This window comes from Nitrososphaera sp., assembly GCF_037447015.1.
Lineage (GTDB): Archaea > Thermoproteota > Nitrososphaeria > Nitrososphaerales > Nitrososphaeraceae > Nitrososphaera.
In genome coordinates, this window is sequence record NZ_JBBIHK010000034.1 from 1 (window position 1) to 20,087 (window position 20,087).

At 56.0% G+C, this 20,087-nt stretch carries 22 protein-coding genes; 6 read left to right on the forward strand and 16 right to left on the reverse strand.

The genetic code is table 11. The features are described from left to right. Window positions 1–1,592, forward strand: a 1,592-nt coding sequence (locus WKI84_RS10410; RefSeq protein ID WP_337863487.1) for a HEAT repeat domain-containing protein, incomplete at its 5' end; no start/stop codon positions are given. A 3-nt stretch (window positions 1,593–1,595) separates the two neighbouring features. Here WKI84_RS10410 and WKI84_RS10415 read toward each other — a convergent pair. The 7 genes from WKI84_RS10415 to WKI84_RS10445 all read right to left on the reverse strand — a co-directional run bounded on the left by WKI84_RS10415 (window position 1,596) and on the right by WKI84_RS10445 (window position 7,243). Continuing rightward, window positions 1,596–2,429, reverse strand: coding sequence for an alpha/beta fold hydrolase (locus WKI84_RS10415; RefSeq protein ID WP_337863488.1), 834 nt, complete (start codon window positions 2,427–2,429; stop codon window positions 1,596–1,598). A 13-nt stretch (window positions 2,430–2,442) separates the two neighbouring features. Then, window positions 2,443–3,393, reverse strand: a complete 951-nt coding sequence (locus WKI84_RS10420) for a GNAT family N-acetyltransferase (RefSeq protein WP_337863489.1) — start codon at window positions 3,391–3,393, stop codon at window positions 2,443–2,445. Next, window positions 3,378–4,091, reverse strand: coding sequence for a hypothetical protein (locus WKI84_RS10425; protein ID WP_337863490.1), 714 nt, complete (start codon window positions 4,089–4,091; stop codon window positions 3,378–3,380). Before WKI84_RS10425 ends, WKI84_RS10420 begins: the two co-directional genes overlap by 16 nt. A 28-nt stretch (window positions 4,092–4,119) precedes the next feature. Then, window positions 4,120–4,656 carry a dCMP deaminase family protein gene (locus WKI84_RS10430; RefSeq protein ID WP_337863491.1) on the reverse strand — a complete coding sequence of 179 codons (537 nt, stop codon included), beginning with the start codon at window positions 4,654–4,656 and terminating at the stop codon, window positions 4,120–4,122. A gap of 5 nt (window positions 4,657–4,661) precedes the next feature. Then, window positions 4,662–5,351: a dCTP deaminase gene (gene dcd / locus WKI84_RS10435; RefSeq protein WP_337863492.1), complete on the reverse strand. Its 690-nt coding sequence runs from the start codon at window positions 5,349–5,351 to the stop codon at window positions 4,662–4,664. A 177-nt stretch (window positions 5,352–5,528) separates the two neighbouring features. After that, window positions 5,529–6,806, reverse strand: a complete 1,278-nt coding sequence (locus WKI84_RS10440) for a hypothetical protein (RefSeq protein ID WP_337863493.1) — start codon at window positions 6,804–6,806, stop codon at window positions 5,529–5,531. Next, window positions 6,782–7,243: a hypothetical protein gene (locus tag WKI84_RS10445; protein WP_337863494.1), complete on the reverse strand. Its 462-nt coding sequence runs from the start codon at window positions 7,241–7,243 to the stop codon at window positions 6,782–6,784. The genes WKI84_RS10440 and WKI84_RS10445 overlap by 25 nt, the downstream gene beginning before the upstream one ends. Window positions 7,244–7,582: 339 nt before the next feature. Between WKI84_RS10445 and WKI84_RS10450 the strand changes: the two genes are divergently transcribed. Continuing rightward, window positions 7,583–8,044, forward strand: a complete 462-nt coding sequence (locus tag WKI84_RS10450) for a CBS domain-containing protein (protein WP_337863495.1) — start codon at window positions 7,583–7,585, stop codon at window positions 8,042–8,044. A 6-nt stretch (window positions 8,045–8,050) separates the two neighbouring features. Here WKI84_RS10450 and WKI84_RS10455 read toward each other — a convergent pair whose 3' ends face one another. Together WKI84_RS10455 and WKI84_RS10460 are read right to left on the reverse strand one after the other, a co-directional pair. Further along, entirely contained in the window at window positions 8,051–8,203 is a 153-nt protein-coding gene (locus WKI84_RS10455) for a hypothetical protein (protein ID WP_337863496.1), read from the reverse strand. Beyond that, window positions 8,203–8,343, reverse strand: coding sequence for a hypothetical protein (locus tag WKI84_RS10460; protein WP_337863497.1), 141 nt, complete (start codon window positions 8,341–8,343; stop codon window positions 8,203–8,205). The genes WKI84_RS10455 and WKI84_RS10460 overlap by 1 nt, the downstream gene beginning before the upstream one ends. A gap of 426 nt (window positions 8,344–8,769) precedes the next feature. Here WKI84_RS10460 and polX point away from each other — a divergent pair, with 426 nt between their 5' ends. Both polX and WKI84_RS10470 read left to right on the forward strand, forming a co-directional pair. After that, window positions 8,770–10,545, forward strand: a complete 1,776-nt coding sequence (polX, locus tag WKI84_RS10465) for a DNA polymerase/3'-5' exonuclease PolX (RefSeq protein WP_337863498.1) — start codon at window positions 8,770–8,772, stop codon at window positions 10,543–10,545. 50 nt (window positions 10,546–10,595) lie between these two features. After that, on the forward strand, window positions 10,596–11,153 hold the full coding sequence (locus WKI84_RS10470) for a hypothetical protein (protein ID WP_337863499.1): 558 nt from the start codon (window positions 10,596–10,598) through the stop codon (window positions 11,151–11,153). On the opposite strand, the gene WKI84_RS10475 is transcribed toward WKI84_RS10470, so the two are convergent. The 6 genes from WKI84_RS10475 to WKI84_RS10500 all read right to left on the reverse strand — a co-directional run bounded on the left by WKI84_RS10475 (window position 11,145) and on the right by WKI84_RS10500 (window position 15,721). Further along, window positions 11,145–12,356 carry an FAD/NAD(P)-binding oxidoreductase gene (locus WKI84_RS10475; RefSeq protein WP_337863500.1) on the reverse strand — a complete coding sequence of 404 codons (1,212 nt, stop codon included), beginning with the start codon at window positions 12,354–12,356 and terminating at the stop codon, window positions 11,145–11,147. The genes WKI84_RS10470 and WKI84_RS10475 overlap by 9 nt on opposite strands. Window positions 12,357–12,484: 128 nt before the next feature. Continuing rightward, the gene (locus tag WKI84_RS10480) at window positions 12,485–13,228 is read right to left on the reverse strand and encodes an SDR family oxidoreductase (RefSeq protein ID WP_337863501.1); all 744 of its coding nucleotides are present in this window, start codon (window positions 13,226–13,228) and stop codon (window positions 12,485–12,487) included. Window positions 13,229–13,322: 94 nt separating this feature from the next. After that, entirely contained in the window at window positions 13,323–13,844 is a 522-nt protein-coding gene (locus WKI84_RS10485) for a DNA starvation/stationary phase protection protein (RefSeq protein WP_337863507.1), read from the reverse strand. A gap of 184 nt (window positions 13,845–14,028) precedes the next feature. Next, window positions 14,029–14,628 carry a hypothetical protein gene (locus WKI84_RS10490; RefSeq protein WP_337863502.1) on the reverse strand — a complete coding sequence of 200 codons (600 nt, stop codon included), beginning with the start codon at window positions 14,626–14,628 and terminating at the stop codon, window positions 14,029–14,031. A gap of 123 nt (window positions 14,629–14,751) precedes the next feature. Next, window positions 14,752–15,045, reverse strand: a complete 294-nt coding sequence (locus WKI84_RS10495; protein WP_337863503.1) for a hypothetical protein — start codon at window positions 15,043–15,045, stop codon at window positions 14,752–14,754. A 37-nt stretch (window positions 15,046–15,082) separates the two neighbouring features. Continuing rightward, entirely contained in the window at window positions 15,083–15,721 is a 639-nt protein-coding gene (locus tag WKI84_RS10500) for a hypothetical protein (RefSeq protein WP_337863504.1), read from the reverse strand. Between the two features lie 152 nt (window positions 15,722–15,873). Here WKI84_RS10500 and glnA point away from each other — a divergent pair, with 152 nt between their 5' ends. Further along, window positions 15,874–17,280 carry a type I glutamate--ammonia ligase gene (gene glnA / locus WKI84_RS10505; RefSeq protein ID WP_337863508.1) on the forward strand — a complete coding sequence of 469 codons (1,407 nt, stop codon included), beginning with the start codon at window positions 15,874–15,876 and terminating at the stop codon, window positions 17,278–17,280. A 289-nt stretch (window positions 17,281–17,569) separates the two neighbouring features. Here the strand turns inward: glnA and wecB are convergent, their stop codons facing one another. Next, window positions 17,570–18,769: a UDP-N-acetylglucosamine 2-epimerase (non-hydrolyzing) gene (gene wecB, locus WKI84_RS10510; RefSeq protein ID WP_337863505.1), complete on the reverse strand. Its 1,200-nt coding sequence runs from the start codon at window positions 18,767–18,769 to the stop codon at window positions 17,570–17,572. A gap of 165 nt (window positions 18,770–18,934) precedes the next feature. Between wecB and WKI84_RS10515 the strand changes: the two genes are divergently transcribed. Next, a complete protein-coding gene (locus tag WKI84_RS10515) occupies window positions 18,935–19,849 on the forward strand; it encodes a glycosyltransferase family 2 protein (RefSeq protein ID WP_337863506.1) in 915 nt (304 codons plus the stop codon). The last annotated feature ends 238 nt before the right edge of the window (window positions 19,850–20,087 follow it).

Below are 20,087 nucleotides of genomic sequence, written 5' to 3' on the forward strand. Positions count from 1 at the left end.
ACCTCGTGACGTGCAGGGACTGGCAGCACATCTGGCTCAACGAGGGCTTTGCCACCTACTGCGAGGCACTGTACTGGGAAGCAAGCAGGGGCACTGACGAGTTCCACTATTACGTGATGCAGACGGCAGACGACTATTTTGAAGAGGCCGGCAGCAGGTACGTGCGCCCCATAGTGACCAAGACGTACAGGCACCCCGACGAGCTGTTTGACAGGCACGCCTACGAAAAGGCAGGGTGCGTGCTCCACATGCTGCGCCACCAGGTGGGCGACGCGCGCTTTCGCCGCTCGCTCAAGACGTATTTGCAGAGGTTTGCAAACGGCGTGGCGGAGACCGACGACCTGCGCAAGGTGTTCGAGCTGGAGACCGGCAAGAGCCTGCAGCAGTTCTTTGACCAGTGGCTGTACAGGGAGGGCCACCCCTCGCTCAAGGTGACGTTCTCGGCAGATTCAAAGGCGGCCAGGATAAAGGTAGAGCAGGAGGAGCAACAGCAGCATGACGGAGGAGGAGAAGAGGAACCGCCCTTCTTCTCGTTCCCGCTGGAAGTCAGGCTCGTTTTTGCAAAGGGCGGCGACAGGATATACACGCTAGACATTTCAGACAAGGAGAGCACCCTTCACATCCCGCTAGAAGAAGAAAACGAAGGAGAGGTGGAATGGTTCTCCGTCGACCCCGAGTTCAAGGTGCTCAAGACGGTCTCTGTCAAGGCCCCAAAGGAGATGCTGATAAAGCAGCTGCAGCGCGGCAAGACCGTCATAGAGCGAGTCGAGGCGGCCCGCGCCCTGAAAGAGCACTCGGCAGACGCGGTGGTCGAGGCGCTGCAGGCGGCAGTCACGTCCGATTTCTGGGGCGTGGCCGCAGAAGCGGCAAAGGTGCTTGGCACCATCAGGACAGACTCGGCGTACGGGGCTCTGAAAAAGTGCCTGAAGGGGGTGAGCCACCCAAAGGCGCGCCGGGCAGTCGTGAAGGCGCTTGGCGAGTTCAGGCGGCCCGAATCCATAGAGCTCCTCAAAGAGTACCTGCACGACGAGAGCTATTTTGTCGAGTCTGAGGTCATGACTGCGATAGGCAAGACCCGCAGCAAAGAGCAGGCGATGCCCGTGCTGACAAAGGGCGTCGAGTCGAGGTCGTTCCAGAACGTCGTGGCGCAGGGGGCGATAGCTGGGCTGAAGGAGTTTGCAGACGACAAAGAGGTCGCAGCCCTTTTGGTAGAAAAGAGCAGGTACGGCAACCACCACCGCGTCAGAGAAGCTGCCACGTTTGCGCTTGGCAAGTTCGCAGGAGAAAACGCGACTGTGGTCGACCAGTTAAAGATGCTTCTTGAAGACAGGTGGTTCAGGGTCAGGATAAACGCGTGCAAGGCGTTTGCAGACGCCGAGTACGTCAAGGCGATACCCGACCTGGAGAGGGTCGCAGAGCGCGACCTTGACCACCGCGTGCGGCGCGTCGCCCAGGAGTGCATCAACATGATAAGGGAGGCGGCAAGCAAGCCCAGAGAGGTCGCCCAGCTGCGCGAGGAGCTTGACGGCATGAAGGCAAGGAGCCTGGAGATGATGCAGAGGCTCGACAGGTTCGAGCGCGGCCTGCGCTAGCAACTACTGGCACTCTTCGTGCACAAAGCCGGCGACAAGGTGGTTAAAGACTGCCGCCTTGTCGACGTGGGGGCGGTGGCCGCAGTTTTCAAGAAGCACCGCCCGGCAGCTCTTTATCTTTTTGATGAAAGGCTCGGCGAATTTTACGGGTATCATGATGTCCTGCTGGCCCCAGATGAGGAGCGTGGGCGCCTTTATCAGATGTAGCCTCGGAGTGAGCCTTGGCGCCCGGGCGGTGCCGGCAAGGGCCGACAGGAACGCCTCCTTGGCGCCGGGCATCGCCAGCTTTTCATAGACTGCTTTTGCATAGTCGTCGGCCACCGGCCTGTTGTCCACGGCGGCAAGCGCCTTTTTGACCTGCTCCACGTCTCTGGCCTGCAGCACCCTGACGTACCTGCGGAGGGCAGGCGTGCCGGCAAACGACCGGGGCAGGGCGCCCGGCGGGCTTATGAGCACCAGCCTTGAAACAATGCCGGGGTGGTTTATCGCAAGCTCGGCCGCGACGTGGGCGCCAAGCGACGAGCCGGCGACTGCAAGCGGCGCGGCCTTTAACTCCCTGACGAACCGGGCTACAAAGTCGCTGTAGAACTTGACAGTGTAGTCCATCTTGGGCTTGTCGCTCTGGCCAAAGCCGGGGAGGTCGAGCGCGATGACGCGCAGACCTTGTTTTGCAAGCGCGTCGAAATTGTTGGTCCAGCTCTCGATAGAGCCTCCAAGGCCGTGTATCAGCAATATAGCCTTCTTTTTGCTGCTGCCGCCGGAGGCGGCGGTGCCATACCCCGTGTCTGCGTAGCGGACGCGCAGGCCGCCAACTTGTATAAAGTCAAAGAAGTCCAAGACAGGGCAGGTTCTATCGCCTTGGCGTAATAACCTTGCTGTACAGAAGGAACCTCTCGGACTCTTCTTCCTCGCCGAACCCGCCGGCAGGGGCGGCGGCAGTCAGCTGCCAGACGTCGGGGCAGATCACGTGCATGCGCGAAAACCTGCCCTCTGCGCAGAGGCTTGACGCAAAGGACAGGAGGTCGCCAGGGTCAGACGACGAATCCAGGTACACGACCTGCAACACGTCGCGCCTGTCCCAGTAGCCGTTCCTGTTGATGACTGCAAGGCCGTCCACCTCGATTGCCTTACCACTATCATCATCGCCATCCTCTCCGGCAGTCGTTATTGCGACCTGCTTTTCTGCTATCAGCCTCCGCAGGGCATCCCTGTCAAGCGCGTACCACTGCCAGGACTTGACGTAGCGCCCTGCCGCCTTTTCGTAGATGGGCGAGCCCTGCAGGTATTGCCACGTCCTGTCAAGGTCGCCGGCCCGGGCAAACCTTGCGTTGCTCCTGCGTGGCCGGCTGCCAGGCCCGTCCCGAATAGCGCTGCTGCAATACACCCACCTTGAAACGGCTGCAAAGCCGTTTCGCTCCATCATGCGCTGCGACGCCAGATTGTCGTCTGCCACGATGGCCGATGCCTGCCCTGCCCCGCGCCTGCCTGCAAAGGCAAGCATCCTCTCTAGGAGCATGGTGGCGACTCCTGACCTGCGAAAGTCGGGGTGGACTCTCACGCCTTCAAGCCACGCCGCCGAGCCGCCGGGGCACAGGGCGACGTGCGACATTGCGATCTTCCTCCCTGTCTTTTCCTCTTCTGCCACGAACAGCCGGCTGCTGCGGGCTTTTCTGCCACTGCTGTCGGCAAACCACCTGTCCCAGACGCGGTCGATATAGTCTCCCCAGCTGAACGTTTCTTGGCAAAACGAGAGTATCTCCTCCCTGTCCTGTCTCCTTGCGGCCCTTATGCGCAGCTGCAAGCGAGCTCGATCTCCTGCATCAGGGTGGAGACGAACTGCTTGACACCCCGTATCGATTCCAGCGCGGCGGCAAGCGAGCTCGTTTCGTTAAATATCGTCACCACGTACGAGCGGTCGCCAAACTGGCTCACCCTGATGTCGCTCCACGACTCTTGCACCAGGTCGTTTCCAGTCCTTGTCACCAGCTGGAGCGCGCCCATCGGGTTCTTGTGCGCGACGTACCTGCCGGCAAGCGTCGGGACGTTCTCTATGCCGGATATGCGCGAGAGCGCGCGGCTGGTTGCAGGGCTGTCATCCGGCGATGTCACTATCGAGTGCGACACGGTGCGCACCGCATAGATGTCGCGCCCAAGGTCGACGTGGAGCCCCTGCTCCAGCCGGGCAGATACAAGGCGCAGGCACTCTAGCGTCTCGGCGTCCGGCTCGGCAAGCGCGTTCGGGTAGCTCATCACCTGCAGGATGCGGAACGGGAGCACGTTTGACTGCACGGGCGCTATGCGAAAGCCCCCGCGGTAAAAAGAGGGCGAGCCGCTCATTGGGTGGGCGCCCCGGCCGGTTTCTTCGGCCGCTGCCGTAGCAGCAGAAGTGGTGGCAAAGCCGTCTGCGCCGGTGAACATCCCCTTCAGGGTCTCGCTGTCGAGCACCGGCTCTCTGAAATAGAGCTGGACGTTGAACTGCGTGATGTTGACTTGCATCATGTATATGTGCCTCTACTGTCTGCACGCGCTATTTGCCGCTGCTCACGGCCTTGGCCGACGCCTCCGAGTCCTGCGGGATTATGGTGACCCACGGGCTCAGCTTTTCCGGGTCGAGCTTGACCAGCTCGATGCCGGCCTCCTTCAGGAGGGGCGTGCCGTCTTCGGGATAGTCGGCGAGAACCACTATGCGCTTTATCCCCACGCTTATCGCCATCTTGCTGCACTCGATGCAGGGCGCAAACGTCGAGTAGAGCGTTGCCCCTCGCGTGCTGCCGGCGTTGCCGAACATGGCGCACTGCATTATCGCGTTCGCCTCGGCGTGGGTGCACAGGCACCGGTCCAGCCCGTCGCCGGACTTGATCTCGCCCCTCGACCGGGCGAGGCAGCGTGGGCAGCCGCCCTCAAAGCAGTTCCTTATCCCCGGCGGCGTGCCGTTGTAGCCCGTGGCCACCTGCCGGTTGTCCTTGACTATCACTGCGCCTATGTGGCGCGTCAGGCAGTTTGAGCGCAGCTTGGCTATCTCTGCCTGCAACATGAAATAAGTGTCCCAGTCCGGCCTCCGCATGCAACTTACTCCTTTTTTAACTGAGAATCTCTAATGCTTTTTATCATGGGCCATTCACTATCTTGATGAACTCTGCTGAATATTGGGCTGACAGAAGCTTTGTACTTAGTTTTAGCCTGTTGAGCCTCGTCAAGTTTCTTTTTCCGCTCCTCTTCCGTCATACTGACTTGATGTAACGCAAGTTGTGCAATTCTAGTACCTGGGTATAATGTAATGGGCGTATCTCCAAGATTAGTTAGTTCCAAGGTTATGATTCCAGCATAACCAGGGTGGACTACCGTCGCAGTTGCAATCAATAATCCTAGTCTTCCCCAAGAGGAACGACCTAGAACATATCCTATAAGATCTACTGGCATTTTTATATATTCAAACGTCGCGCCAAGGGCGAATTGTTGTGGATGAAGAATTAGCTTATGGCCAATTTTCACATATGCTTTTTCTTGATATTCTAAAATTCTAGAATCCATGTTACCTTTTTCATCTAAAGGATCAAGGGTAGCAAACTTGCTGCGTTTGGCAACGACAAATTCTGTGCTTAGCCTAAGATCTATTGTACCATCCTCAATTTGTTTATCAGGGTTAATCAATGGTGTAACAACAAGCTTTTCAGGAGAAGCACCATCCAAATTTAATCTGCGTTGAAGATCCTCCTTAGAAGGCATTTCACCTTTCTTTATTTGATTACTTGCGCTCATTTTCTCACTTGTCTGTTTTTTGTAAATGTTCTAGCATTTGTTGTTCCAAAATACTCATCTCGATAGATCGCAAGACCAGAGCATTGATAGTTCTTTCGGTATTCTCTATATCTTCTCTTTTAGATGCTTTGTACCGACCATCTTTCATCCAAGTCATTTTGTAAATCATCCCTGCATTCAAAATAGAAATAATATTTGCTGGTTCGCATCTTTTATTTCGCAAGGCGGAGTTATCTCCTCTAGTTTCTTGATAAGTTTACAAACATCCTGACCAAATTGTGTCGAGGCGTACTGCATTCCAATAGTTGCTTCGTCAGCAATTTGTTTTATTATTGGTTCAACTGCGTCTACTGCCTGATAGACTATATCTAAACGCTCGTCATGATTTGGAGCCGAGGGTGTGGTCAGATAGACTTTAATCTTCTCAATAAGTCCAGTAATTTTTTTTCTATCCTCCGGATTTTCAACTGCATCAATAAACTTCTGTTTTTCAATTTCTGCCAGAATAATCCTTAGTCTATAAGATGTAGGAGGATATCTATCATTCGCCAATCCGTGTGGCAGCATCGTGAGCAGTTCGTCTGCAAGTGCAAAGACAAACACCGGTCCAGTTAATCTAAAACCAATCATATCAGATAATAATTCTCTGATCCAACTCTCAATGCTCTTAGTAAGCTGTTCTAGTATCTGAGCTTGAACTTTTTCCATTTCAAAGAACTCTGATATAGTTCGCTGTTTTTTATTTACTTCAACAGTTGCTGAGCCAATTCTATTCATGTAATCGGAAAATAGTTTATTATCGATCTTCACTTTAGTATTTACTTTTGATTCAAGTCCTTCCACATTGACTATAAAATGGCCTACCTCATGAGCAAGAAGTATATTTGCAAGAATATTATCTCTATGTATTTCTGGAAATGAAAGTATAGAAAAGTTCTCTGGCAGCTTTTTAAGGATCTCTGTAGCGTTTGGAATAGAGTCGCCTATAAGATCCTTGAGATAGCGTCCTAAGTTTCTATAAAGAAAGTTATGCTCAGATAATGGAGTAAGGAAAAAGCTAGAATTGTGAGTATATTTTTTTGTCAAATACGATATTAGGAAAACGGTGCTTTGGGATACATGCTCGCGTGCTGATTGCTCAACAAAATATACAAGTAAATTGATGTTCCAAAGTAACTTTGAGTAGACCAATAAATCGCCCAATAATTCCTCGTACGTATTCTCATCATCTGATTCATCATCGTCGCTATGTTCCAGTTTCTGAAATTGGCTCTGTAACTCGTCGAATATTATTAAGATCTCTTCGTTCACCTCTTTAAGTACTGTTATTAATCTCTCAGAATCTGGAAAAGGAAAGTCTTTAGCGGCTAGCTCACTAAGCTTATCCTTTTGGAATGTTGCGACTTCTGAATTAGATCTTATTAATTCGCTCAGAATTGCATAGGAGTTTGCCAAGTGACTAATTCCTGTCCGCTGATGGAATCTCTAGTTGTTTCTTGTATTGCTAATTTCCTTGCTTCTTTAAAATACTGATAAGTTGTTTTTAATGTTTCAATAGAGACATTGTTCTTACCTTCAACGATGCTTTGAACTTCATTTCTTACATTTGTCAGGATTGAATTAAATTTCTCTTCAGCTTCATTTTCGCTGGGCAGAATAGCTACAATTTCTATTGCTTTCCTATAAGCAGATATAGATCTTACTGGATGTTCGACCAAATTCCCAGTATGGATTTGTTGTTTACCGTCTTCAATTGTATCCAAATAATTTATTACACGCTTGAAAAGCGTACGTTTTGATTCATCTACCTCTCCACCCATCTTTATCGCCGAAATTATGCGTTTGGCAAAAAAGCCATCCTTTAACATCGCCACTTCTTCGAAACTTAGCATACGCTCTTACCTCCTCCAACACACACAAAAATTGTCATATTTCAACTTTTACAGAGAGATCTTAAGATAAAAGTCTTTCTATATATTTTAGAAAAACACTAAACTTCGTATAATTTTTTAGTTGACAAACAACACTATTTATGAGATCATCCAGTGTTATTCAACATAATGGTTTTTTAGCTGTCAACGTATAAAGAATACATCTATAAAAGCATTATGAATAGGAGGTTGTAAGCATGAACGTATTTTCGACTGCAATTTGCTTCAAACACGTCAATAGAAGTCACAGAATTGGAATTCGCAAAGTGCATATAACCAGCTGCGCGCAATGATAGCACAATGAGCAAGCGTGTGCGGCAGCGGCAGATCAAGACGGCAGTCGAGGACATCATGAGCAACAAGGTGGTCGCAGTCGACGCCGACTCGAGCGTCCAGCAGGTGGCCCAGGAGATGGCCAAAAGGAACGTCAGCTCTGTCATCTTGAAGGATGGCGAGAAAATGGTGGGCATACTTACAGAGCGCGACCTCGTCAGGAACGTGTGCGCCAAGGATGCGCTTGCAAGCAAGACGCCGGCTACTGCCATAATGTCGGCGCCGGTCCAGTCTGTGAACAAGAACTCGGCCGTTGAGGCGGCTGCAAAGATAATGGTAGACTCGGGCGTGAGGCACCTTGCGGTTGAGGACGACTACCACGAGCTTGTGGGCATGGTCACCGCGACAGACATGGCAAGGCACCTGCGCAAAAGGCTGGACGTTTCCGGCGCAGAGCTGGAATTGCTTGAAGCACTGTACATGGAGTGAATGTTATCAGCAGGCCCTTGCCCTGCGCAGCATGCGCTCGTCACGGACAAACTGCAGGAGAGTCAGCCTCACAATAAAGGCGATGCCGGCCGCAGCAGAGCCGGCGATCACGAGCGGGCCAACTCCTGCCGTCACCATTGCCTCTGCCAGAGGCGCCATTACTTGACCCTTGCCGCCGTTGGATGGACGGCGCTCACGTGGCGGTCCTTCAGGGCGACCCTCCACGCTGCTTCCAGGCCGGCAAAGGTTGCTGCAAACCCGAGTGCGACATACCCGATTGCTTCGATCGTTTCGATCATGCCATTGCTTCGTGTCCCGCAGTCATTAACGGTGCTACAACGCAAGACGCAGCCCTAGCATGCGGGCGGTACAAGTATCCAACAGCCGCTACAAATCACGCTCAATCGCCGCGGCATCAGCGGCGCTTTTGCGCAATCAAAAGCGCGCAAGAGTAATCAGAAGCGCCTTTTATCAACGGTAAAATCGACTGGGGCAAAACGTACAGGCGACGACTTCAGAACATGGGAAGTGGCCGTCGGCATTTCCACCAAGTCATCAGCCCCCATTTCCCATGTTCAATATTTTCTCTTACACATATTATGTAGAATCGCGAACGGCTCAGAGCTAGAAAGCTGTCATCACCACCGTTCAGCAGTTAACAGCGGCATTGCTACGGCAAGCTGACAGATAAACGTTAAGAACCCTCCGGCGGCAAAGACTGGCTGTTGAAGAAGAAAGGCGGCGGCAATGGCGGCAGCAAGAACAGCGAGCTTGCAAGGCTCCTGCGCGAGATGGGCTTTCTGACAGAGATGGGCGACGACTCTGACAACGCGCAGTTCAGGGCGCGCGCCTACTACCGCGCGGCAGACAGCGTCGAGGGTTTGCAGACAGACATCTCAAGGGTCTATGCGGAAGGCGGAATCGGCGCGCTGCTGCAGATTCCTGCAATAGGCAAGGCAATTGCAGCCAAGATTGAAGAATACCTGAAGACAGGTGGCAGCATACACCATCTTGACGAGCTCAGGGCGCGCCTGCCGGTGAACGTGGCCGAGCTCGGGTCGATAGAGGGCGTCGGCCCCAAGACGCTCAAGGCGATATACCAAAAGCTGGGGGTCACCGACCTGGCCGGCCTTGAAGCCGCAGCAAGGGAGGGCAGGCTGAAGGCGGTCCCGGGCATCACCGCAAAGAAAGAGCAGGACATTTTGAAAAAGATCGAGTTTGCAAAAAAGGGCGGGGGGCGGCACATCATTGGCGAGGTGTGGCCCCTTGCAAAGCAGATCGAGGCCAGGCTGAAGGGCCTGCCGGGTGTGTCGGCCGCGTCAATAGCAGGCTCGGCGCGCAGGATGAAAGAGACGGTGGGCGACATCGACTACCTCGTGGCCGCGGCCGACCCGGAGCCGGTCATGGACTTTTTCGTGGGCATGCCAGAGGTCGAGGAGGTGAATGGCAAGGGGCAGGCAAAGGCGTTTGTCCGGCTGCAGGGCGGCATCGACTCTGACCTGCTCGTGGTGCCTGCAGACAGCTGGGGCTCTGCCCTGCAGTATTTCACGGGCAGCAAGGAGCACAGCGTCGAGCTGCGCAAAATAGCCATCGCCAGGGGGCTGCGCCTCAACGAGTGGGGGGTTTTTGAAGGCGAGCGCAGGGTGGCAGGCAGGACGGAGCAGGACGTGTATCAAGCACTGGGATTGCAGTGGATGCCGCCAGAGATGAGGGAGAACGCCGGCGAGCTAGAGCTTGCAATGAAAGGCGCAGTCCCAGAGCTGGTGCCTTACGGCAGCCTGAAGGGCGACTTGCAGGTGCACAGCGACAGCACGGACGGCACGGCCACGATAGAGGAGATGGCCCGCGCCGCCAGAGAGTTCGGCCTCGACTACATCGCGCTGACCGACCATACGAAAAGCCTGGCTATGGCAGGCGGCCTGGACGAGCAAGAGTTGCTGGAACAGGCAAACATGATATGGGAGCTGAACGACCGGCTGCGGTCGGAAAGCGCCGGCGTGCGCGTCCTTGCATCTGCCGAGGTGAACATCATGAAGGACGGCTCGCTTGACATTGCAGGCAACGTGCTTGACAAACTGGACATCGTGGGCGCGGCCATACATTCCAACTTTAACCTGCCAGTAGAAACACAGACTGCCCGGCTGGTCAGGGCGGCAGAGAACCCGAGCGTCGACATCATATTCCACCCCACAGGGAGGCTCATAAACAGGCGCGAGGGCTACCCCGTCGACATCGGGAGGCTGGTGCAGGCGGCAAAGGACACGGGGACGGCGCTTGAGATAGACGCGCACTACAACAGGCTCGACCTGAAGGACGAGTACGTCAGGCAGGCGGTGCAGGCCGGCGTCAAGCTGGTCATAGACTCGGACGCGCACCACCCGCTGCACTTTGCGTTCCTGCAGTTTGGGATAGGCCAGGCGCGCAGGGGGTGGGCCACAAAGGGCGACGTGCTCAACACACTCGGCGCAGACGAGCTCTTGAAGGCGATCAAAAAGAAATGACGGGAAATAAAAAAAATAATATAATATATCCCATTTTCGCTACCTAGCACGTGCGCTCTGCGCTTGAAAGAGACGACAGGACGACGAGAAAGATCTATCTTGGCGTCTTTTACTTTTGCGCCACGGTCATGGCGGCCATCACGTTTTATTCCATCTACGTGAGCCTGGGCGAGTACCAGAGCAGCGGCAAGGTCGTCATAGGAGAGGTGCTGGTCGAGACCGAGTTCCCCCTGCCGGGGCTGGCCAAGCTCGTGACGTACCTGATGATAGTCTCGGTGGTCGCGTGGTACTGCGTCGTCAAGCTTGGCGGCGACAAGGTGAGCAGCATACCCAGGTCGGCCAAGGCCGTGTTGCAGCTCATCGTCCTCGTGATAGCCGTGGTGGCGCTGTACGAGTTTGTCTACAACTTTATAGTGTGGAACTCGCTCATAACCGCAGACGCGATCAGGGGCGTGTTCAAGTTCGACGAGCTGAACGTGAAATACCCCAAGCCGGACACGCCCTGGAACCTGGTGTTTGCGACCAAGATGTCGCTTGCCGCGTTCCTGATATCCGCGCACGGCTTTTACACGATGTCCAAGCCGGAGAAGAAAAGGCCGTCAGAGTAGCAGCCACTCGGCGATACGCGAGCGCTCAAACTCGTGCTTTTTCAGGTAGTTGCCCTCAGACGGCGGCTCTAGCCGCAGGACGGGGGCCGGCTCGGCGAAAAAGTCGGCCTCGATGTAGCCGGCCTTGCGGCCGCCGGTCTCCATGAAGCAGTAGCCCCGCCCGTCAAACGCCGCCGCAGGCTGGTGGTTCTTGATCTCGTCGATTATCTGCTGCGCGGCCACCCTGGCCTCCGCCTCGGCAAAGATGCCTGCCTTGGGTATCGCAAGCTGCTGGCCACCGACCTTGATCTCTGTCACGTCGCCGACTGCAAACACGTTCCTGAACCTCGTGCGCATGGTCCTGCGGTCAATCGCCATCCACTGCTCCTTCCCCTCTTCTGCGACAAGGCCGGAGGTCCTGATCACGTCGGGCAGGCGGTGCTGCGGAATCCCGACAAGCACGTCGCACTGCGCAGTCGAGCCGTCCTCAAACGCAAGCACCAGGCCGTCCGAGACTGATTTCAGCTTGCGCAGCGGGTGGAAGCGTATGCCCCGCCCCTCCACCGACTCGACGACCTGCCTGCTGACGTCGGGGCCGGCGACCGGCAGCGCGATTGGGGTCGGCGTATAGATGTCTATCTGGATGTCTTCTTCTCTGTCCCCGAGCATTTCGCGGATCAAGAGGGCTGCCTCGTAGGGCGCCGGCGGGCACTTGTAGGGCAGGCCCATTATGCACACTGCGACCCTGCCGCTGCCCCTCTGCTTAAGGGAGAGCAGCTTTTCCCGCAGGGGCGGCACCTGCGGCGCGTCGTACAGGTTGTACCCCCTGCCCACAAAGCCTTCGACGCGCTCTGGCGCAAGCTCGGCGCCTAGTGCGATTATCAAATAGTCGTATGCTATCCTGCCGTGGCCCTTGCAGGTGACGCTCATGGCGGCAGCGTCGATTGCAGTCACCTCGTCGTTCAGGTACTCGATGCCCTTTGCGTCGAGGCCGGCGAGCGGCGTGCGGGCGTCTTCGAGTTTCCTGTCCCCGTGCAGGATCCACAGGTTCACGAGCCCCATCATGAACTCTTTTTTGCGGTCGATTACGATTACGCGGTGGCCCTGCGGCAGGTTCTTGCGCAGCATGCTGGCAGCAGCCAGGCCGCCAAACCCTGCGCCGAGGACCACTATCCTCTTGCTCTCCCCGCCGTTGCCATCGTTATTGTCATTGCTGCTGCCCATTTGTTTTTCTCTCTGCCCTTTTCAGGCAGGCCCGAATTATAAAGTCTAGTTGTCGTCGTCGTTGTTATTATTATTACTACTGCGGTGGCAGGCGGAGAGAAAGAATCTCTGCCGCCATCGCATCCTGGCTAGCGCTCCTGCACGGTCGGCCGGACCATTATCTCGTTGACGTTCATGTGCGGGGGCGACCCGACTGCGAACAGGATGGCGTTTGCAATGTCCTCTGCGTGCAGGGCGGCCATCTGCTTGGTCGACTCGACGAACTTTTGGAGCGACGCGTCGGTGATGGTGTTGTTTAGCTCTGTGTCGACGACCCCCGGCTCTATCGCAGTCACCCGTATGCTGTAGCGCTGGCTCAGCTCCTGCCTCAGCCCCTCCGAAAAGGCGGTCACCGCGTGCTTGGTCGCGCAGTAGACAGAGCCGGCTGGGAACACGACGCGGCCGGCGATGGAGGAGATGTTGACGATGTGCCCCGACTTTTGGGCGATCATGTGCGGAACAACGGCCGCAGCGGCGTAGAGCACGCCCTTGAGGTTTACGTCCACCATGCGGTCCCACTCGTCCACCTTCAGGTTCTTGAAGAACGAGAGCGGCATGAGGCCGGCGTTGTTGACGAGTATGTCCACCGCGCCCCACTTTTTCACCACGTCGTTCACAAAAGAGTCGCAATCGGCCTTTTTCGTCACGTCGAGCCTGCCCACAAGAGCCTCGCCGCCGATCTTTTCAATTTCTGCCTTCAGCTGCTCTAGCCTGTCTGTCCGGCGCGCCCCTGCCGCCACCTTGGCGCCGGCCTTTGACAGGGCGAGCGCAGTCGCGTACCCTATGCCACTGCTGCCGCCTGTTATCACTGCAACCTTGCCCTCTATTGTCATGTCCTGATAGTGCAATAGCGCCCAGCTGCCATAATATGCTTTTTTGTAAACGAACAATTGGAGAAAAAAGAAAGAGCAGGTTAGCAGCAGAGCTCTACTTGCTGCTGCCGCTGCCCTCTATGTGCGCCCTGATCATCCACGCCATCTTTTCGTGCTGCTCCATCAGGCCGATCAGAAAGTCGTTGGTGCCCGAGTCGCCGTACTTGTCCATGACAGTTTCAGAGTCTTTCCTCAGGTTCCTGATCACCGCCTCGTGGTCTCCAAGCAGGTTTGACAGCATCTCGTCCGCGTCGGCGACGATGGCAGAGTCCTCCTCAAGCCGCGAGTTTTTTGCAAAGACGCCAAGCGTCGCCGGCGCCTTGCCTCCCAGCTGCGGGATCCTCTCTGCGACGTCGTCCACGATGACGTCGAGCTGCGTGTACTGGGCCTTGAAGAACTCGTGGAGCTGCTGGAACCGGGGGCCGACCACGTTCCAGTGGTAGTTCCTCGTCTTTGTGTACAGCAGGTACTCGTCTGCCAGCAGCGCGGACAGGATCTTTATCGTGCCTTCCCTGCCGGCGCTCCCAAGTCCAATGTCCGGCGACTTTTTTCCTTTTGATGATGATGATGAAGCCATGTGTAACAATTCCGCGCGAGATTCTTAAGAACATTATGATACATGGTTGTGCCGCTTTCCCTTCTCTCTTTTTCTTCTTTTCCTCCTGTTCCAAGGACTCACTCTAGCAATAACAATACACAGATGGCGCATGCAAAAAGAGAAAAAGAGAAGAAGAGAAGAGCGTGGGCTGCTGCGTCCTTTCCTACGCGTGCTGTTGTTGTCTGCTCTCTTCTTCCAGCAGCTCTTTTGAGGAGGTGGCAAGCCTTCCTGCAAACCCGAGCACGCCGCCGAACACGACGTGCAGCGCAAGCGAGCCGGCCACTATTGTGCCCGAAACACCTGCCAGCCTGCTTGCGAGCTGGTGTATGGGAGACGACGGGTCTGCGGTGGCGACGATGTTCTGGAGCATCGGCTGCATGACCCAAAAGTGCAGCGGGAGGAAGAGCACCGCCCACACCACGACGCCGGTGATTATGCCGGTGGCAAGCCCTTTAAAGACCGAGCCTATGTGCAGCTTCCTGACAGAGTCGGATATGACCATGTAGGCGATGCCTATCACCGTCGCAGTCACCATGTGCAGCAGAAAGCCGGCGTACACGTCCGTCGCAGGCCCCTGCCCAAACGCCATGCCGATCATCTTGTAGAACGTCCCCGGCTGCGTCATGGTGGGCGTCAGCAGGTTTGCGTCTATGGCGAGAATCAGCCCAAATATCGCCCAGGCGGCGACCTGGCCGGCCACGATCCCCGATTTGACAGAGTCAGCAAGCGAGCCGTTGTTTGCGCTTACTCTAACGTCCTGCATGTGTCATATATCGTTTTCCAAATATTTTAGCATTGCCGCAGGTTATGGCAAAAACGTCTACCGTTTAGGCACCAGAATAAAAGATTCTGGCTCTTTGGCAGAAAAAGCTGTAAAAAATGGATTTCAGGTGCGCTTTTGCTCTTCTTCTTCTGCCGGCTCGATCTTTTTCTTTCTCGCCATGAACAGCAAGAGCACGCCAAACATCGCCAGTATGACTGCAAGCCCCTGCGCGCCGCCCATCGGTATTGCCGCAAGGTAATAGCCGGCAAACGCAAAGCAGACCAGGGCCTGGATAACAAACGTGTAGACCTGGCGCATCTTCGTAATCTTGGCCGCATAGCCTATCGCAAAGAACGCGGCCGTCGGGTAGACGGTATAGAGCACATAGTCGATGATGTCCACGCCGTTGTGCGCCAAGTGTGTATGCGATGCTGCAGTGGTCGAAATAGCTATTTTACAGTTGCGCGTGCACCTGCACGGCCACGCCGGTCTCTATGAACGACCGGGCGTTTTCAAGCGGGAGCGTGGCGACGTCCTCCTCCTGGAACGGGCCGTACCTGTACATGTCCACCCCTATGAACTGCTCCATGTGCCTGACAAAGCGCACGACTATCTGCTTTGACCGTATCCTGGAAGAGATGGACTCGAGCACCTTTGGCCTCCCCTTGGCGGTAGCCGACACGACCTGCTCCATCCGGCTTGCAGACTCGGCCTGGCCGTCAAGCACGTATTTCTCCTCGTCGGTCAGCTTTGAATAGTCCAGCGGCTCTTCCTTGTTGTCAGCAGTCGTTGTAGTAGTAGTAGTTGCGGCCCGCACCTTGCTCTGCCTCACCTCTATCAGGAGCCGTGCAGACTGGGACATCAGCTCGACCATCCTGTCCCGCACCTTGGCCTCCACCCCCTCAAAGCCCTGCCCCTTCAGGCTTGCAAGGGCAGACGCTATGCGCTGGTAGGTGTCGGCGTCGATTGCCTGCAGCACGCCCGGCGACTCGACCTCTTTTTTGAGCAGCGCAAAGACTTCCTTTATCGAGATGCTTTCGCCGTTATTGCTGCTGTTATTATTGTTATTGCTTTTATCGTTATTTTCGCTCATGGTGGTGCGAGAACTCACTCCCTCCTTGCCCGGGGCACCCAAATAACCTTAAATTTAGGGATTTTCGTGTCCTATCTCTGAGAGGTTGTCGGTTGCCTTATAAATTAATTGACGGGAAAATTGAGCCCCTGACATTTACAGCGGAGGACGTGATGCGCAGGCTGAAGGAGGACGACATCAAGTTCCTCGACCTGCAGTTCACCGGCCTGTTCGGCAGGTTCCACCACACCACCATGGACGCCAAGATGTTCAAGATAGAGGACTTCACCGACGGCCTGCCCAAGGTGGATGGCTCGTCCATCAGGGGCTTTACAGAGATCCACGAGTCCGACCTCATCATCAGGCCGGACCCCGCCACCTATGCGACGATGCGCTGGATAGACCAGGCCAAGACGGCCCGGCTGATATGTGACATCTTGTCCGGCGGGTCCAAGAGGGACACGTTCCCCCGCGACCCCCGCGGCCTTGCGAAAAAGGCCGAAGCCCACTGCAGGGACAGGGGCTACGATACTTCGTACTGGGGGCCCGAAGTCGAGTTCTTTGTCTTTGACAAGCTTGAAGTGAACACGATGACGCCGTACCAGGGCCAGAGCTACCACATCACGTCAAAGGAGGCTCCCTGGTCTGCCGACGGCGTCGGATACACGCTCAGGCTCAAGGAAGCTTATTTGCCCACCGCGCCGGGCGACACGCTTGTGGACTACCGCAACGAGTGCGTCGACGTGCTCACGAACAACTTTGGCATAGTTTGCGACGCCCACCACCACGAGGTGGCGACGGCAGGCCAGTGCGAGATAGACATCCGCTTTGACACGCTCGTGAACGCGGCAGACAGCGTGCAGAGCTACAAGCACATCGTGAAGAACATCGCCAAAAAGCACGGCAAGATAGCCACCATGATGCCAAAGCCTATTGCGCTTGACAACGGCTCGGGGATGCACGTCAACGTCAGCCTGTGGAACAGGGGCGAGAACCTGTTCTACGACGCAAACGACGACTATGCCGAGATGTCCCAGACTGCGCGCTATTTCGGCGGAGGGATAATGGCGCACGCGCAGGCCCTTGCAGCGATTGTGGCTCCGACCACCAACTCGTACCGCCGGCTGGTGCCGGGCTACGAGGCGCCCGTCTACGTGGCGTGGAGCACGGGCAACAGGTCTGCCATCATACGCATACCGGCCCACTTCAAGGGCGAGAAATTCGCGGCGATGAAGAGGATCGAGTTCCGCGCGCCCGACCCGTCCTGCAACCCGTACCTGGCGTTTGCCGCCATAATGGCGGCCGGCCTTGACGGCATCAAGAAAAAGATAGACATCGGCGACCCCGTGAATGAGAACATCTTCAAGATGACCGAGGAAGAGAGAAACACGTTTGGGATAAAGCAGCTGCCGGCGTCTCTCAGGGAGGCGTGCGAGGAGCTCAAGAGCGACAGCGAGTTCCTAAAGCCGGTCTTTGACGGCGAGACGATAAGGAAGATAATCGAGCACGAGGAAAAGCAGCACGTCGAGGTGGCGGTCAGGCCGCACCCGCACGAGTTTGCGATGTATGCAGACGTCTGATCGGCTCCCTCCCCTCCCCCTCTCCGGCAAGCGGCGCCGCCGCTCTGCGAATGTGGGTCCAGACGAGCAGCACTACTACATCAGCTCACTTGCTTCCTTGAAGAAAGGCTGGAGCTAGCAGTGCTTGGCCCGGCACGGGAAAGGCTTTTCCGGTGCAAACGCGCGCTGCGTGCATCGTACAGGACGCTTTAGCCGCGGTTCTCTACCCATCGATCCAAGCTCGCTGACGGGCGGGCAACTCTGCTATTGCAACCGACGACGACCTTCATGCGCACATATGTGGTCACTGTCAGGGGCTTTGATGCCCTGCGCCAAGGCGCGGCGACCCAGGCGGCGAGATGGGGCCGATAGGCTCGCCCTCTGCCCCCCTCTCCCTCTTGGTGTAAGACGGCGAATGAGAAGGAGAAGATGAGGAGGGGGAGGCTATTTCATTCACCAGCCTGACGGTCTTTTCCGCGACATCCGTGCCGTACGGGTTCCCGGTTATCCTCACCTGCAACATCTGCTCGATTACGTCGCCGAGGGGGTCCTTCCTTTCGAGGGGAAAGAGCACGTTGGCCTTCATCAGGATCGTCTCCCACCTGGCAGTAGAGTGCCTGAGCGTTATGCACGGCTTTTTCAGTATCATGGCCTCCTCGGTGACCCCTCCCGAGTCCGTCATGACCAGCTTGCAGTTCTTTAGCAGCCGCAGGAACTCCAGGTATCCTACGGCGTCTATCAGCACCACGTTTTCCGGCAGGCTGATGCCATAGCGCGCCAGGTTGTTCCTTGTCCTTGGGTGCACCGGGAACACCACCCTGTCCTTTATCGTGCCAAGGTGCTTGCGGAGCAGCAAGAGCCTGTCCGGGTCGTCCACGTTTTCCTGCCTGTGCATGGTCAAAAGCAGGTACTCGCCGGGGAGGCTGCTGCCGCCTTCGGGCAGCCGGCGCTCTTTTTCTTCTGCCAGCTCTGCCATCCTGGTGCAGACGTCTGAAATCAGGTTGCCAGGAACCGCTATCCTGCCCTGCACCTGCTCGTATTCAAGGAAGGTCCTGGCAAGCTCGGTCGGGGCCAGCAGGTGATCCGACACCGAATCGATATAGATCCTCACCCTCTCCTCCGGTATGGTGAGGTCAAAGTCCCGTATGCCGGCCTCGATGTGGATGAGGCCCGCCCCTATTTCCTGAGCAGCCAGGGCCCCCGCCATCGTCGAGTTGGTGTCACCGTAAAGTATCACGTAGCGCGGCCTGATGCGCTCCAGGAGCGACAGGATGCCGCCCTTCAGCTGGCCGACGTCTGACGTGTTGCTCTTTAGATCATAGTCTGCCGCCTCGATGCCAAGCTCGTCAAAGAAAATGTCCTTCATATTGGCAGAATAATGCTGGCCCGTATACAGCAGGGCGTGGCTGTGGCCGCCGCCGTTGTTCTCCCTCATCAGCTGTATAAAGCGAGACAGTTTTATCAGCTCGGGCCGGGTCCCGGCTATTGTTATTAATTCTGGGTTTTTCATGCCGAAAATCAAAATGCATCAGATAAATTCGCGCGTGCCGCAAACTGGAGCTATGTGACCGGATTTTGCCGGTTGCGCACCGAGAGCCGGACGATTTTGATTAATACTTTGGCGCCGTGATGCACAGGGGAGAAAAGGCCATTGCTCAAGCCTGACGCTAGCGTATTGTGGATCGGAGGGCTCGTGGCCGCGTTCGTCGTGTGGGCCGCAGTGCTCGCGACCACCCCGGTGCTGCGTATAGGGATGCGGGCAGATGATGGCGAGCCGGACCTGCTCACGATCCTGCTCTCTTTGCTGGTGTTAAACGTGCTCTGCGCTGCAAGCACGATGGTATTCGTCCTCGGCGCCTTTATCGCGTTTTATGGCAGCGCAGGAGAGCAGCAGAGGAAGACGAAGGCAGGAAGGCTGATACAGATGCTGGCAGGGATGGATGATGATGACGGCGACGATGATGACAGCGGCAGGGACGGCAGTGGCGATTCCGGTCGTCGACTCGGCGGCCTGGTCAGCATAATCATACCCGCAAGGAACAGGGAAGCGGTGATAAGGAAAAGCGCGTCCCGGTGCCTGAGGCAGACGTACCGCAACATCGAAGTCATAGTGGTGTGCCACAACTGCAGCGACAGGACGTTTGAGGAGGCACAGATGGTGCAGGACAGGCGGGTCAGAGCCTTTTCGCTAACGACTGCAAAGGCGGGCAAGGGCGCGGCCCTCAACTTTGGCGTCAAGGTGTCCCGGGGGAGGCACGTACTCGTGCTTGACGCCGACTGTTACCTGCCTGAAAACTTTATCGAAGATGCGCTCGCCATGTTTGCCCGGCGCGGCTGCGCCGCGGTGCATGGCAGGTACGTGCCGGGCGACAAAAGCTACAGTTTTGTGACATGGATGCTTGCCCTTGCAGGCGGCCTGCGGCTCGCCCCCGTCACCAGCCGCCGGTTCATGCTCGACAGAAGAGTCGCCTTGGGCGGCACGGCCTATATCATTGACAGGGACGCACTCTTGGAGGCAGGGGGCTTTGAGAACCACCCGGTGGACGACTATGAGCTGACCTCCCGGCTCCTCCAGACATTGCTGGCATGATGTGTGATCAAGGAACGAATGAATGAAAGGGTAACAAAACTGGGACGCGTTGCCAGTAGAGTTGTGTGACACAGCGCTGCAGGGGAGGGTTTTGTTTGAAAAAATAGGCAGGCAGAGGGAGAGAGAAGAGAGGAGGATGCTTCCTCCCTCTACTGCCCCACTATCAGTCCAGTTGCTCCTCTCAGCTCATCGGCGTTATGGCGACGTTCCTGTACTCCGTCTTGGCGTCCTCATTGTA

Excerpts from the sequence above, each read along its gene's own strand:
- WKI84_RS10425 (WP_337863490.1), bottom strand. The coding sequence starts at position 4,091 with ATGATGCAAGTCAACATCACGCAGTTCAACGTCCAGCTCTATTTCAGA.
- WKI84_RS10430 (WP_337863491.1), bottom strand. The coding sequence starts at position 4,656 with ATGCGGAGGCCGGACTGGGACACTTATTTCATGTTGCAGGCAGAGATA.
- dcd (WP_337863492.1), bottom strand. The coding sequence starts at position 5,351 with ATGAGCGCAAGTAATCAAATAAAGAAAGGTGAAATGCCTTCTAAGGAG.
- WKI84_RS10445 (WP_337863494.1), bottom strand. The coding sequence starts at position 7,243 with ATGCTAAGTTTCGAAGAAGTGGCGATGTTAAAGGATGGCTTTTTTGCC.
- WKI84_RS10450 (WP_337863495.1), top strand. The coding sequence starts at position 7,583 with ATGAGCAAGCGTGTGCGGCAGCGGCAGATCAAGACGGCAGTCGAGGAC.
- WKI84_RS10455 (WP_337863496.1), bottom strand. The coding sequence starts at position 8,203 with ATGGCGCCTCTGGCAGAGGCAATGGTGACGGCAGGAGTTGGCCCGCTC.
- WKI84_RS10460 (WP_337863497.1), bottom strand. The coding sequence starts at position 8,343 with ATGATCGAAACGATCGAAGCAATCGGGTATGTCGCACTCGGGTTTGCA.
- WKI84_RS10475 (WP_337863500.1), bottom strand. The coding sequence starts at position 12,356 with ATGGGCAGCAGCAATGACAATAACGATGGCAACGGCGGGGAGAGCAAG.
- WKI84_RS10480 (WP_337863501.1), bottom strand. The coding sequence starts at position 13,228 with ATGACAATAGAGGGCAAGGTTGCAGTGATAACAGGCGGCAGCAGTGGC.
- WKI84_RS10485 (WP_337863507.1), bottom strand. The coding sequence starts at position 13,844 with ATGGCTTCATCATCATCATCAAAAGGAAAAAAGTCGCCGGACATTGGA.
- WKI84_RS10490 (WP_337863502.1), bottom strand. The coding sequence starts at position 14,628 with ATGCAGGACGTTAGAGTAAGCGCAAACAACGGCTCGCTTGCTGACTCT.
- WKI84_RS10500 (WP_337863504.1), bottom strand. The coding sequence starts at position 15,721 with ATGAGCGAAAATAACGATAAAAGCAATAACAATAATAACAGCAGCAAT.
- glnA (WP_337863508.1), top strand. The coding sequence starts at position 15,874 with ATGCGCAGGCTGAAGGAGGACGACATCAAGTTCCTCGACCTGCAGTTC.
- wecB (WP_337863505.1), bottom strand. The coding sequence starts at position 18,769 with ATGAAAAACCCAGAATTAATAACAATAGCCGGGACCCGGCCCGAGCTG.